This is a genomic window from Paracidovorax wautersii, assembly GCF_031453675.1.
GTDB lineage: Bacteria > Pseudomonadota > Gammaproteobacteria > Burkholderiales > Burkholderiaceae_C > Paracidovorax.
The window spans coordinates 3595419-3607715 of record NZ_JAVIZX010000001.1 but is presented as its reverse complement, the minus strand read 5'-3'; the positions used below and the strand labels follow the sequence as shown (position 1 = coordinate 3607715).

Genomic DNA, 12297 nt, shown 5'->3' with positions numbered 1-12297 from the left:
GGCCCTGCCTCGTCAGAAAGAGGCGCCAGCCGCTCAGCCCACCAGCGCCTTCACCTGCTGCAGTGCTGCCGGGTCTTCCATCGTGGTCAGGTCGCCCGGGTCGCGGTGTTCGGCCACCGCCTGCAGGGCGCGCCGCAGCAGCTTGCCGCTGCGCGTCTTGGGCAGCGCCGTGACGACGTGCACGCGGGACGGCCGGGCCACGGCGCCCAGGCGGCCGTCCACCAGCTTCATCACCTCGCCTTCCAGGCGCAAGCGCGCGGCGTCGTCCCCCGTCGCGGCCGCGTCGCGCACCACGGCGAACGCCATGGCCACCTGGCCCTTGAGGGCATCCGCTACACCGACCACGGCCACCTCGGCGATCGCCGGGTGTGCGGCGATGCATTCCTCGATCTCGCGCGTGCCCAGCCGGTGGCCGGCCACGTTGATGACGTCGTCCGTGCGGCCCAGGATGAAGTAGTAGCCGTCCGCGTCGCGGATGCCCCAGTCGAAGGTGCTGTAGACCAGCCGGCCCGGCACGCTCTTCCAATAGGTGTTCACGAAACGGTCGTCATCGCGCCACACGGTCTGCATGCAGCCGGGCGGCAACGGTCCCTCGATGGCGACCACGCCCTTCTGGTTCGGTTCGGTCAGCTCCTCGCCCGTATGCTCGTCGATCAGCTTCACGTCGTAGCCGTACACCGCTCGGCCGGGGCTGCCGAAGCGCGAAGCCTGCGGCTCCACGCCATTGCTCAGCGTGAGGATGGGCCAGCCCGTCTCGGTCTGCCAGTAGTTGTCGATGATGGGCACCTGCAGTGCCTGGCTGATCCACTGCGCCGTGGGCTCGTCCAGCGGCTCGCCGGCCAGCCACAGCGCGCGCAGGGTGGACAGGTCGTGCCCTTGCAGATGGGCCGGGTCCTGCTTCTTGAGCACGCGCACCGCCGTGGGCGCGGAGAACATGTGCGTCACGCCGTACTTCTCGACGATGCTCCACCACACGCCGGCATCCGGCCGCGTCGGCAGCCCCTCGTAGAACACGGTGGTCATGCCGGCCAGCAGCGGCCCGTAGACGATGTAGCTGTGGCCCACCACCCAGCCGATGTCGCTGGTGGCGAAGAACACGCCCGGCGACGTCCCGCCCACCGCGGGCTCCACCCCGAAGATGTGCCGCATGCTGGCCGCCAGCGCCACGGCATAGCCGCCGGTGTCGCGCTGCACGCCCTTGGGCTTGCCGGTGGTGCCGCTGGTGTAGAGGGTGTAGCTCGGGTGCGTAGCCTCCACCCAGGCGCAGGGCACCTGCGCTTGCAGGTGCCGCGCACGCATCGATGCCCAGTCGTGGTCGCGCCCGGCGTGCAGCGGCATGGGGGCCAGACCGCGGTTGACCATGAGCACCGCTTGCGGCTGGTGCCGCGCCAGACGCAGCGCCTCGTCCAGCAGCGGCTTGTACGGTACGACCTTGCCGCCGCGCGAGCCCGCATCGGCGCTGATGATGGCCACCGGCTCCGCATCGTCGATGCGCGATGCCAGCGCGCCCGCCGCGAAGCCACCGAAGACGACGCAGTGCAGCGCCCCGATGCGTGCACAGGCCAGCATGGCGAACGCGGCCTCGGCAACCATGGGCATGTAGATCAGCACCCGGTCGCCCTGCCGAACCCCCAGCGTCTGCAAAACAGCCGCCATGCGCTGCACCTCGGCGTGCAGCTCCGCAAACGAATAGGTCCGCTCGGAGCCTGTCTCCGTCGAGATCGCCACCAGCGCGGGTTGGGCGGCCCGGTGGGCCAGGTGCCGGTCCACCGCGTTGTGGCACAGGTTGGTGGTGCCGCCCACGAACCAGCGCGCGAAGGGAGGGTGGGCGTAGTCGCAGACGTGCGCGGGCGGTGTCTGCCAGTCGATCAGGCGGGCCTGCTCGGCCCAGAAAGCGTCACGCTCGTCGATGGAGCGCCGGTAGAAATCGGCGTAGCGGCCCATGGTGTCTCCTTGCGGGCCGTCTGCGCGGGTGCGCGCGGCCCTTGTTCTGGAGATTCCATTATTGGGCGCGCTCTTGCGCCAGGCTGACTCCGCGCCCTGCGGAAAACCCTGTGCGCGCCACACCGCGCGGCTTGGCCGCACTCCCGCCGCACGCCCCTTGCAGGCGCGCCTCCCCCGCCGCCAAAGGCCTTACTTCACCAGCGCCAGCACATCCTTGAACACCGGGTTCTCGCAGCTGCGCAGCCATTCGAAAGCCACCATCTCGGTGGTGACCAGTTCGGCGCCGGCCCCGGCCAAGCGGTCGAACGCGGCGTCGCGGTTGCGCTCGGTGCGCGAGCTGCAGGCATCCGTCACCACCCACACCTCGAACTCGTCCTCCAGCAGATCCAGCGCTGTCTGCAGCAGGCAGACATGGGCTTCGCAACCGGCCAGGACGATGGTGGCGCGCTCATCGGCCGGCGCCTGGGCAGGCTTTTGCAGATGGCGCGGCAGGCTGCGGGCATTGCCGCCCTGCTGCGGGCGGGCCGGGGGGCGCAGCCATTCGCCAAGGCCCTCTTCCGCCGCACTGAAATGCATCTTGGCGAGGGTCTTGCGGCACAGCGCGCGCAAGGCGGGATCGTTCGACCCCAGGCGGGAGGGGTTCTGCTCGGTACCCCACACAGGCACGTCCAGCATTTGCGCGATCTGGGCCAGCCGCACGGCGTTGGCCAGCACGGCCGGGCCTTCGAAGATGGCCGGCATCAGGCGTTCCTGGTAGTCCACCAGCACGAGTTGGGATTCAAGGGCGTCAAGCAGCATGGGCATGGCCGGAGGGAAGCCGGCAGAGAAAGGTCAGTCAGCGATCAGCGGGCGATTGTCGCAGGCCGGGATCGGCGTGTCCGCGCAAAGCCATGGTCCCTTTAAGCATCGGCCCTCCGGGCTGCCAGGCGCGGTGGCTTCCTGAAATGCACGCGGTGCCACCATCGCGCGTCGCGCAGTCGGGCTCGGAGCGGTCCGGACGTGAGCGATGTAACCGGAAGCGGTGCGCTATTGCAACCATAGCAGCTGCCTTACGCCCCATATGGGCTAAGTGTGCGTTTTGTTGCAAATTTGGGAGCGGGCAAGCGAGGGGACCGCCAATCGCCCGTTGGACAGGTCGTTTAAGGGTTTCCTGCCCCTGAAAAAGGTGGCAATTCCGCAAATAAGGCAAAAACTATCGACCCTGAATTCTCATGAAATCAATGACTTGCAACATTTCTTACGAATGGATTTTTGGACAAGCGTGTTACCCTCGCGCCCCATGTCTCGTTGGTTCTGCCTTTTGTTACTTGTTTGTGCGAATGCTTACGCTGCGCCCAGCACCGCCACTTCGGATGAAGTGGATCGGATTCTGGCCGAGCGCGGCCTCCTGGCCCACCTCCAGGATGTTCGACATGACGTTGCCGACCGCACCACCGAACTCGTCTCCACCGCCATGGGCTTCCTGGGGGTTCCGTACCGCCGCGGCGGCAACAGTGCCGAAACCGGGTTCGACTGCAGCGGCTTCGTACGCGCGATCTTCGAACAGGCCAAGGGCATGGTGCTGCCCCGCCGCGCCAACGAACAGGCTGCTGCGACCGAGGTGATCGACAAGAAGGACCTCCAACCGGGCGATCTGGTGTTCTTCAACACCATGCGGCGCGCCTTCAGCCACGTCGGCATCTACGTCGGCGATGGCAAGTTCATCCATGCCCCGCGCAGCGGCGCCGAAGTGCGTGTGGAAGACATGAGCGTCGCCTACTGGCAGCGCCGCTTCAATGGCGCCCGCCGCGTCCAGGCCGACGAGGCCGACAGCCTGTCCGCCGCATCCAAACGCTGATCGAGCCAGGCGCCATGGCTCACGGCCTCAAGATGGTCGTGGTCTCGGTGCTTCGGATCGGATCCCCCTGCACATCGACCGGCCGGGCTGCCGGGTTCTTGCGCATGGCGCGGGCCTGCTCCATGTCTTCCTTGTAGCGCTGCCGCGCCTCGGCTTCGCAGCCCTTGCGTTCTGCGCTCGCCGACTGCTTGCATTCCGCCAGAGCGATCTTGAGGCCGCCACCGGCTTCGCGGATGGCGGATTGGTAGCGCTGCTCCGGCGTGACGTCCGCCTTGCTGCCTCGGTCCAGCGACACGGCGTCGTTCTGTGCGACGGCCATTCCGGGCAAGCCCGCCAGCGCCAAGGCGGCCAGCGCGGCAGCACAGGTAGAACGGGCTTGGGCAGACAGAACGGTCATGTGGCTTCACTCCGGTGTGAGGGGCGCCGTCCAAAATAGAAGGCCGGACGGGCATTGGTGCAAAGATTAAGGAGCGCCCCTTCCCTCGGGCATCGGCCCAATCCGCTCCCGACTGTGAGACATCTCCCACAAGGCATCGCCATGACGGCGTGTGCAAAGCCGGCCGGTTGCGCTCCGGCGGTCCGTCGTTCGCCCTTGTCCGACAGAGCCCCGCCGTTGCCCGGTCTACAGTCCCGCCACCGAAGGCCTGTCCTTCCTGTCCTCCTTTTGTGAAAGCTAGACCATGATGTCTTTTCTGGGTGTGCTGCTTGTCGGTTTGGTGGTGGGCTTGCTGGCCCGTGCGATCAAGCCCGGTGATGACAAGATGGGATGGATCATGACCATCCTGCTCGGCGTGGCAGGTTCGCTTCTGGCGACCTACGTGGGCGTGGCGGTGGGCTGGTACCAGCAGGGCGAGCCCGCAGGCTGGATCGCGTCCATCGTCGGTGCCATCGTGCTGCTGGTGCTGTACGGCATGCTTCGGCGCAAGTCCTGACCGGCTGATCCGCTTCAGCAAAGACCCCGGCCGCCATGGCCCTGCGCGCCCGCCCCATCCCGTCGCACGTCCTCGCAGAGGGCGATGCGGCGCTGGAAGCCGCCATTGACCGCAGCCGCCGGCTACTGCACCGGCGGGCGCTGATCGCGTCCGTCGCCAGTGCCGTGCCGGTGCCTGGGCTGGACTGGGCGGTGGATGCCGCCCTGCTTTCGCGCCTGATTCCCCAGATCAATACCGAGTTCGGCCTGACGCCCGCGCAGATCGACCGGCTCACGCCGCACAAGCGCGAACAGGTGCAGAAGGCGGTGTCGATGGTGGGCTCGGTCCTGATCGGCAAGTTCATCACCCGGGAGTTGATCCTGCGGGCCACCCAGGCCGTCGGCGTGCGGCTGACCGCCAAGCAAGCTGCCAAGTACGTGCCTATCGCCGGCCAAGCCGTTTCGGCGGCGCTGGGCTACGCCACCTTGCGCTACCTGGGCGAGCAGCACCTGCGCGACTGCGTTCAGGTCGCCAAGGCCGCACAACTGACTCTGCCGGCACCCCGCGCCTGACCGGCGTTGCGCGATGCCGGACCGCGGCCGACGCCCGGCGCAGCGGCACAATCGCGGCCATGCGCTCGCCTGTATCGCCTGCCCCCATGGACTCCCCTGAGCGCGCCGCCGCCGTCGCCGCGTGGGTGGAGGCGCTGCGCCGGCAGGCCAACGCCGCCGAGCTGCAACAGCTGCCCCCGCTGACCGAGGCCGAAGCGGCCCGGGCCATGGCAGTTCTGCGCGCAGGCGACACGGGCGAGGTGTCGGCGCAAACGCCTGCGCCTTCGGGAGCGGATGCCGGCGATGGCGCGGTGCCCGGCCGGTTCCGCCCCCGCCTCACCTTGATGACCCTGACCCGCGGCGATGGGCTGCTGGGCGTGCGAGCCCACGGCCGCATCGGACCGCGGGCCGATGCCGTCACGCTGGCCTCCGTTGACTGGACCTACCGCACCGACGCCGGCCACACCTGGGAAGCGCCCGCCCCCACCACCGTGCTCAACAGCCGACCCGCGCCGGTGCAAGAGCTGTTCGACACGGGCGGGCCCGTGGTCCGCCTGCTGCGCGACCTGGCCGCCGAGAGCGATGCCCTCGACCGCCTCTGGGCGCTGGGCTTGGCGCCCGTGGACCCGTCCCATCTGCAATGGCGCCATCGCGAGATGGGTGCGACCCTGGGCCCGGTATGGACGCTACCGCAGGAGGCGCACTTCGGCGACTTCTGGGCCGAACAGATCCCGCGATTGCGCGCGGAGGGTTGGGCCGTGGTCGTACGCCCCGGCTTTGCGCACCTGAGCGTGCCGGTGCAGCGCTGGAAGCTGCTGCTCGCTGCGGACACTGGCGAGGTCGTCGGCCGCGAGGTGGCAGGCGACCTGGCCCCCCCGGATCGTCCCGTGCAGAAGCTGCGCCTGCCCGAGCGCGAAGGCGCCTGGCTGTTGACGCTGGGCGTGGAAATCGACGGCGAGAGCCTCGACCTGGCTCCTCTGTTGGCCGATCTGCTGCAGCGCGATCCACGCTGGCTCGATGCCCGCGAAATGGCCGCCATCAGCGATGACGCCTCGATCCGCCTGCGCGCTCCCGGCGGGCGCCGCATCGACGCGCCAGCGGCACCGCTCAAGGCCATCGTCGGCGCCATGGTGGACCTACTCACCGATCCGCTGCGCCGCCAGCGCCGTGACGGCGATCCGCTGCGGCTGGGCGCCTGGGAAGCCCGCCGCATCGAGGCGCTGCGCGCCGGCCTCTTGCAGGCGCACCGGGTGGACGCCCACAACGCCTGGCAATTGCAGGGCGAGGCCGGCCTGGCCGCCCTGGCCCGGCGCCTGCAGGCCCTGGGCGGCCCGCAGCCCGTGGCGCAACCCCAGGGCCTGTCGGTCACCCTGCGCCCCTACCAGTTGGAAGGCCTGGCCTGGCTGCAGTACCTGCGGGCCCAGCGCCTGGGCGGCATCCTGGCCGACGACATGGGCCTGGGCAAGACCGCGCAGGCCCTGGCGCATGTGCTGGTGGAAAAGGAAGCTGGCCGCCTGCGCGCGCCGGCCCTGGTCGTGGTGCCCACCTCGCTGCTGTTCAACTGGCAGGCCGAGGCGGCACGCATGGCGCCCGGCCTGCGCGTGCTCACGCTGCACGGCCCTGCGCGCGCGGCGCGGTACGCGCAGATCGCCCAGCACGACCTGGTGCTGACCACCTACCCCCTGCTGTGGCGCGACGTGGAAGCCCTGGCCGAAGAGCGCTTCCATCTGCTGGTCCTGGACGAGGCCCAGATGGTCAAGAACGCCGGCAGCCGCAGCGCCCGCGCGCTGCGCCGGCTGCAGGCCAGCCACCCGCTGTGCCTGACAGGTACCCCGCTGGAGAACCATCTGGGCGAGCTGTGGGCGCAGTTCGACTTCCTGATGCCCGGCTTTCTGGGCGATGCGCGCAGCTTTGCCCAGCGCTGGCGCAAGCCCATCGAAGAGAACGGCGAAACCCTGCGCGCCCAGCTGCTGGCGCAGCGCGTGCGCCCATTCATCCTGCGCCGTCGCAAGCAGGACGTGGCCACCGAACTGCCGCCGCGCACCGAGGTGCTGCAACGCGTGCAGCTGCAGGGCCGCCAGCGCGCGCTGTACGAGGCCGTGCGCACCAGCGTGGACCAGCAGGTGCGCCGCGTGCTGGAGCGCCAGGCGTTCGACGGCGCGCAGATCGCCGTGCTGGACGCGCTGCTCAAGCTGCGCCAGGTCTGCTGCGACCCGCGCCTGGTCAAGGGCGCCCCAGTCCATCCCCAGACCGAACGCGCCAAGCTGGAGCTGCTGGCCGACCTGCTGCCCGCCCTGCTCGCCGAAGGCCGCCGCGTGCTGGTGTTCTCGCAGTTCACCGAACTGCTGGCGCTGGTGGCCGAGCAGATGGACGCGCAGGGGCGGCCCCACTTGATGCTCACCGGCCAGACACCGCCGGGCCAGCGCGGCGCCGTGGTGCGGCGCTTCCAGGCCCGGGGCGACGACGGTGCGCCCGTGCTGCTCATCAGTCTGAAGGCCGGCGGCACGGGCCTGAACCTCACCGCCGCCGACACCGTGATCCACCTCGACCCCTGGTGGAACCCGGCCGTGCAGGAGCAGGCCACGGCACGCGCCCACCGCATCGGGCAGGACCTGCCCGTGTTCGTCTACACCCTGGTGGTGGAGGGCAGCATCGAGGAACGCATGCTGGAACTGCAGGCCCGCAAGCAGGCCCTGGCCAGCGGCGTGCTGGGCCACGACGCTGACGGCGCCGCCAAGTTCAGCGAAGACGACCTGAATGCCCTGCTCGCCCCGCTGGCCGAGCCACGCGACAACCCCCTCGCGATGCCCGGCGAGGGCGATACGCGCTGGGGCAGCACCGGCCAGCGCCGGCCGCGTGCCCCGCTGCATGGTGGAGGTGGTTAGCGTAGGCACGGCGGCTACGGGTGCCGCCCTCTCTCTATTCAAGCCTTAAAGCCTTTTTGGCCTGCAGCGCTTTATTCATCAGCGCATACAGCTACAAAACATATAGCAATGCAATCGCGCGGCACTTGGGTTGCCTGCCGGGTACTACGCACCCACCGTCCGCGCATCCTGCTGCGGTTTCACCTCCCCATCCTTTGCCAGAATGGCGCCATGCCCCACGCCGACCCGTCTTCGCCCGCCGCTGCATCCCCCCTGCGCCCCGTCCGCCACTGGCTCATGAAATCCGAGCCCGACGAATGCTCCATCGACGACGCCCTGGCCGCGCCCGATGCGACCGTGCCCTGGACCGGCGTGCGCAACTACCAGGCGCGCAACTTCATGCGCGACGAGATGCAGGTGGGCGACGGCGTGCTGTTCTACCACTCCAGTTGCCCCCAGCCCGGCATTGCCGGCATCGCCCGCGTGGCGTCCGCCACCCGTCCCGATCCCACGCAGTTCGACCCCGCATCGCCCTATTACGACCCCAAGTCCGCACCCGACGCCCCCCGCTGGCTGCTGCTCGACGTGCAGGCCCTGCGCAAGACACGGCTCATTCCCCTGGCCGAGCTGCGCGCCAGGCCGGCGCTGGCAGGGTTGCGCATTCTGCAGAAAGGCAGTCGGCTGTCGATCACGCCCGTGGAAGCGGCCGAATGGCAGTTGATCGAACAGATGGGATGACCCGAGCGGACGCGCCGTTGCGCGCGGCGTAGGCCGGGTTGCCCCAGGCCTTCGCCCAACGCCCACGCGGGGTGGCGCTGCCCCGCGCAAGCCTCCTCGCCCCTGCTCGACAGTGGGGACAGCAAATGTAAGAAGGCTTGCGATGCCCTGACGAACGGGTAAGGTGGCTGCTCGTCGTCAGCGCTGGGTAACGACGCCCGGCTGTGTGCTTCCGCTGCCCCTGGAGGGCAGCTCACAAGGGCCCAGCATGGACTTTCCTCTTCTGCAAGCCGCTGCCGCCAGGCAGCCGCTGTTTCTCCACCGGCCCGACGAAGTCCGCGCCTTCGAGGACATGCGCAGCAAAGGCCTCGTTGCGGGAACCGTACGGGGCGACGGACATGGACGACCGTGCGCAGTCCTTTACTGCCTGACGCCCGACGGCCGGGCCTTGCTGGCCATGACCCGGTTCATGGCGACAGCGAGTACGCGGTAGAGCCGGACGCACCTGCGAGCACATCTGCCAGCCTGCACGCGCAATGGCTGCCGGCCGGCTTCGGCGACAGTCTGCTCGCGCGGGCCGCTGTGACTTTCTTCCTCTGCAAGACCGCCGGCTCCCTGGGGACAGCGCTTGCAGCGGCCCATCTACCCCTTCGTCCAGGACCTTCGCATGCCAGACACCCGGCACCCTCATCCTTCCAGTTCTCGCCTTCCAGCCAAGGCCCCTGGCGCCAGCGACCAGCCGGCCGGCCCGCAAGACGGGCCCGTCGCTCCCATGGCGCCAGGCGACGAGGCGCCCGAAGGGACGCCGGGCACCGGCGAAGCGCCCTGTCCCGAATGCGGCGGCTCCGGGCAGCGCGGCGGCACGGTGTGCCGCCACTGCGAGGGACTGGGCGTGGTGACGGTCGGAATCGGTGGGGCGTAGCGCAGCTCGGGCGGCGGCAGTGCACTGCCCTGCACTACCCTTCAAACGCCGCGGAACACCAGCACCTTAAGCGACCGCTCTTCGTCCACGTCCGCGAACACGGCCGGGTTGGCCACGCGCTCCACGAACTGCAGCTCGGGTGCCAGCTCGCGCACCTGGTCCTGCAGAAAGGCGGCGCCCAGCTCCGGCGCGTTCAGGCACAGCAGCGCATGGCCGCCAGGGGCCAGCAGGTCGGGCAGGCGGCGGATCAGGCGGGCGTAGTCCTTGGTAGCGACAAAGCTGCCCTTCTGGTAGCTGGGCGGGTCGGCGATCACCAGATCGTAGGGGCCGCTGCGGGTGATCTTGCCCCAGGTGCTGAAGACATCGTGGGCCAGGAAGCTGGCGCCGGCGGTCAGGCCATTGAGCTGGTGGTTCTGCTGGCCGACGGCCATGGCGCCGCGGGCCATGTCCACGTTGACCACGTGGCGGGCGCCGCCCCGCAGCGCCGCGACCGAGAACGCGCAGGTGTAGGCAAACAGGTTCAGCACCTTCATGCCCCGCGATGCGCGCGGCTCCAGGGCCTTGTGCGCGGCGATGCGCTCGCGCACCCAGCGCCGGCCCTCGCCCATGTCCAGGAACAGGCCGTGGTTCTGGCCGCGGAGCACGTGCACGCGGAACTGCGCGCTCTGCTCGGTGACGATGTGCGGGTCTGGCACGCTGCCGGCCATCAGGCGGGTGTCGGTACGGCCCTCGATGCGCAGCGCCTCGCCCCGGTGCTGGAAGACCCAGTTCAGCGGCTCGCCCGCCGGGGCGACCAGCGCCCAGCGGGCCTGCAGCGCCGCGCCGACGGCGGCCAGCTGCTCGTCCGTGGCCGGCGCGAAGCTGGTGGCGACGAACACCGGCGGATACGCGTCCAGCGTCCAGGGTTCGCTGCCGGGGTGCATGCCGCCCCGGCCGTGGAAGATGCGGCAGGCCTCGGTGGGCAGGGGCATGGCCGCGATGGCGTCTAGCAAGGCTTGCATGGAATTTCAGGTGTTTTTGGCCTGCAGCGCTTATGCATCAAGCGCAGGCAGCTACTATTTCTATAGTACGGCGAAGGGGCTGCAGCGTGCGGCACCCGCGCCGGCAGGCTGATGGCGTGGGCGGCGGCGAGGGCCGTGGCAGGCCAGCAGAAAAGCACGTAGGAGCGCGGATTATCGGTGCGGCGGACGGGGGCGCCTAAGGTGCGCCGCCCGGCGCGCACGCCAGCTACGGCGCCCGCGCCTTCAGTCCCTGCGCCTCAGGGCAGGTTTTCGCGAAAGATGACCTGGCTGCGCGGGGTTTCGACCCCTTGCGTCGGCTCGCGGCCGTCGCGCAGGTTGGCGAAGATGCGCACGCAGTTCATCACCGCGCCCTGCGGGTTCTGCGTGATGACGGCGTCCATGGTGCCGTCGATGAGCAGCCCGCGGGTATCGGGCGTCAGCCCGTGGCCGATGAAGACGACCTTGCGCTCCGGCCCCGCTTCCTTGAGCGCGCGGCCGATGCCTTCGGCCCCGCCGCCGATGTTGTAGATGCCGGCCAGATCGCTGTGCTGCTCCAGCAGGGCGCGGGCCTGGCGGTAGTTGCGCTCGGCGTCGTCCTGGCCTTCGCGCACGCCCACTACATGCACGAGCGGAAACTGTTCCTCGAACAGGTGCAGGAACCCGGCCTCGCGCTCCTCGTGGGCGCGGTAGCGCAAGGAGCCCACGATCATGGCCACGCGGGCCTGGCGGCTCTGGGCCAGCGGGCCCATGAAGCGCGCGATCAGGTAGGCCGCGGTGCGGCCCGCAGCGCGGTTGTCCAGCCCCACATAGGCCACGCGGCGTGAGTTGGACAGGTCCGAGATCAGCGTCACCGTGGGCACGCCCTGCTGGGCAAGTTGCGCCACGGCTTCGCGCACCACGGGGTGCTCCAGCGCCATGAAGGCGATGCCGTCGCAGCGCTTGCCGTAGTGCAGCAGCGCCCGCGCCAGCGCCTCGGGGTTGAAGCTCTCGATGTAGGCCGCCTGGCAGCGCACGTTGAACGGCGCCCAGTGGTCCTGCGCGTAGCCGATCACGTCGCCCAGCATCTGCAGAAAGCGGTTGCTGCCCTCGGGGATCAGCACCATCAGGCGCAGTGGCTGCGGCTGCAGCGCGGCATGCAGCTCGGCCTGTGGCAGATAGCCCAGTGTGGCCGCCGCCTGCAGCACGCGCTGCACCGTCGCGCTGCGCACGCCGGGGCGCTGGTTCAGCACCCGGTCGACCGTGGCCGTGGAGACGCCCGACAGCTGCGCGATGTCAGGAATACGAGGGCTGCGGGGATGGGAGGCCATGGATGAATCCATCAAAAACCATCAATTCCGAAGTTGGCATTTGATGGATTCTGCGGATACTATCACTCTCAAACCGATGCGCTACAGCATCAAATCAAATCAATACAAACCCTGGGTCGCGACGGCAGGCACCGATCGCGGCAGGAGACAAGCCATGGCCCTTTTCCCCCTCCCCATCTCGAAATGGCGGTGCCCGCAGGGCATGCCGCAGTCTGCCCAGGCCGCCGCCGGTTGCTGACGCAC

General features: G+C 69.4%; 11 protein-coding genes. 6 read left to right on the top strand and 5 right to left on the bottom strand.

Going from position 1 to position 12297, the window contains the following annotated elements; all coding sequences use genetic code 11:
- Nucleotides 1-33: 33 nt before the first annotated feature.
- Nucleotides 34-1944, bottom strand: a complete 1911-nt coding sequence (locus QE399_RS16280) for a propionate--CoA ligase (RefSeq protein ID WP_309830285.1) — start codon at nt 1942-1944, stop codon at nt 34-36.
- Between the two features lie 189 nt (nt 1945-2133).
- The gene (locus QE399_RS16275; protein WP_309830283.1) at nt 2134-2742 is read right to left on the bottom strand and encodes an isochorismatase family protein; all 609 of its coding nucleotides are present in this window, start codon (nt 2740-2742) and stop codon (nt 2134-2136) included.
- Nucleotides 2743-3223: 481 nt separating this feature from the next.
- On the opposite strand from QE399_RS16275, the gene QE399_RS16270 reads away from it, so the two are divergent.
- A complete protein-coding gene (locus tag QE399_RS16270) occupies nt 3224-3781 on the top strand; it encodes a C40 family peptidase (RefSeq protein WP_309832145.1) in 558 nt (185 codons plus the stop codon).
- Nucleotides 3782-3800: 19 nt separating this feature from the next.
- Here QE399_RS16270 and QE399_RS16265 read toward each other — a convergent pair whose 3' ends face one another.
- Nucleotides 3801-4178, bottom strand: a complete 378-nt coding sequence (locus QE399_RS16265) for a hypothetical protein (RefSeq protein WP_309830281.1) — start codon at nt 4176-4178, stop codon at nt 3801-3803.
- 283 nt (nt 4179-4461) lie between these two features.
- Between QE399_RS16265 and QE399_RS16260 the strand changes: the two genes are divergently transcribed.
- The 4 genes from QE399_RS16260 to QE399_RS16245 all read left to right on the top strand — a co-directional run bounded on the left by QE399_RS16260 (nt 4462) and on the right by QE399_RS16245 (nt 8845).
- Nucleotides 4462-4713, top strand: coding sequence for a GlsB/YeaQ/YmgE family stress response membrane protein (locus QE399_RS16260; RefSeq protein ID WP_309830279.1), 252 nt, complete (start codon nt 4462-4464; stop codon nt 4711-4713).
- 35 nt (nt 4714-4748) lie between these two features.
- Nucleotides 4749-5264, top strand: a complete 516-nt coding sequence (locus tag QE399_RS16255; protein ID WP_309830277.1) for a hypothetical protein — start codon at nt 4749-4751, stop codon at nt 5262-5264.
- Nucleotides 5265-5350: 86 nt separating this feature from the next.
- A complete protein-coding gene (locus QE399_RS16250) occupies nt 5351-8128 on the top strand; it encodes a DEAD/DEAH box helicase (protein WP_309830274.1) in 2778 nt (925 codons plus the stop codon).
- A 210-nt stretch (nt 8129-8338) separates the two neighbouring features.
- Nucleotides 8339-8845 carry an EVE domain-containing protein gene (locus QE399_RS16245; RefSeq protein WP_309830272.1) on the top strand — a complete coding sequence of 169 codons (507 nt, stop codon included), beginning with the start codon at nt 8339-8341 and terminating at the stop codon, nt 8843-8845.
- A 942-nt stretch (nt 8846-9787) separates the two neighbouring features.
- On the opposite strand, the gene QE399_RS16240 is transcribed toward QE399_RS16245, so the two are convergent.
- Both QE399_RS16240 and QE399_RS16235 read right to left on the bottom strand, forming a co-directional pair.
- Complete coding sequence (locus QE399_RS16240; protein ID WP_309830270.1) at nt 9788-10747, bottom strand: class I SAM-dependent methyltransferase; 960 nt, start codon at nt 10745-10747, stop codon at nt 9788-9790.
- A 257-nt stretch (nt 10748-11004) separates the two neighbouring features.
- Nucleotides 11005-12054: a LacI family DNA-binding transcriptional regulator gene (locus tag QE399_RS16235; protein WP_309830268.1), complete on the bottom strand. Its 1050-nt coding sequence runs from the start codon at nt 12052-12054 to the stop codon at nt 11005-11007.
- Between QE399_RS16235 and QE399_RS16230 the strand changes: the two genes are divergently transcribed.
- Complete coding sequence (locus tag QE399_RS16230) at nt 12053-12292, top strand: hypothetical protein (protein WP_309830266.1); 240 nt, start codon at nt 12053-12055, stop codon at nt 12290-12292. The two genes, QE399_RS16235 and QE399_RS16230, sit on opposite strands and share 2 nt — an antisense overlap.
- Nucleotides 12293-12297: the final 5 nt, after the last annotated feature.

Coding starts and splice junctions, on each gene's coding strand:
- QE399_RS16230 (WP_309830266.1), top strand. CDS start 12,053: ATGGATGAATCCATCAAAAACCATCAATTCCGAAGTTGGCATTTGATG.
- QE399_RS16270 (WP_309832145.1), top strand. CDS start 3,224: ATGTCTCGTTGGTTCTGCCTTTTGTTACTTGTTTGTGCGAATGCTTAC.
- QE399_RS16250 (WP_309830274.1), top strand. CDS start 5,351: ATGGACTCCCCTGAGCGCGCCGCCGCCGTCGCCGCGTGGGTGGAGGCG.
- QE399_RS16255 (WP_309830277.1), top strand. CDS start 4,749: ATGGCCCTGCGCGCCCGCCCCATCCCGTCGCACGTCCTCGCAGAGGGC.
- QE399_RS16280 (WP_309830285.1), bottom strand. CDS start 1,944: ATGGGCCGCTACGCCGATTTCTACCGGCGCTCCATCGACGAGCGTGAC.
- QE399_RS16245 (WP_309830272.1), top strand. CDS start 8,339: ATGCCCCACGCCGACCCGTCTTCGCCCGCCGCTGCATCCCCCCTGCGC.
- QE399_RS16235 (WP_309830268.1), bottom strand. CDS start 12,054: ATGGCCTCCCATCCCCGCAGCCCTCGTATTCCTGACATCGCGCAGCTG.
- QE399_RS16265 (WP_309830281.1), bottom strand. CDS start 4,178: ATGACCGTTCTGTCTGCCCAAGCCCGTTCTACCTGTGCTGCCGCGCTG.
- QE399_RS16240 (WP_309830270.1), bottom strand. CDS start 10,747: ATGCAAGCCTTGCTAGACGCCATCGCGGCCATGCCCCTGCCCACCGAG.
- QE399_RS16275 (WP_309830283.1), bottom strand. CDS start 2,742: ATGCTGCTTGACGCCCTTGAATCCCAACTCGTGCTGGTGGACTACCAG.
- QE399_RS16260 (WP_309830279.1), top strand. CDS start 4,462: ATGATGTCTTTTCTGGGTGTGCTGCTTGTCGGTTTGGTGGTGGGCTTG.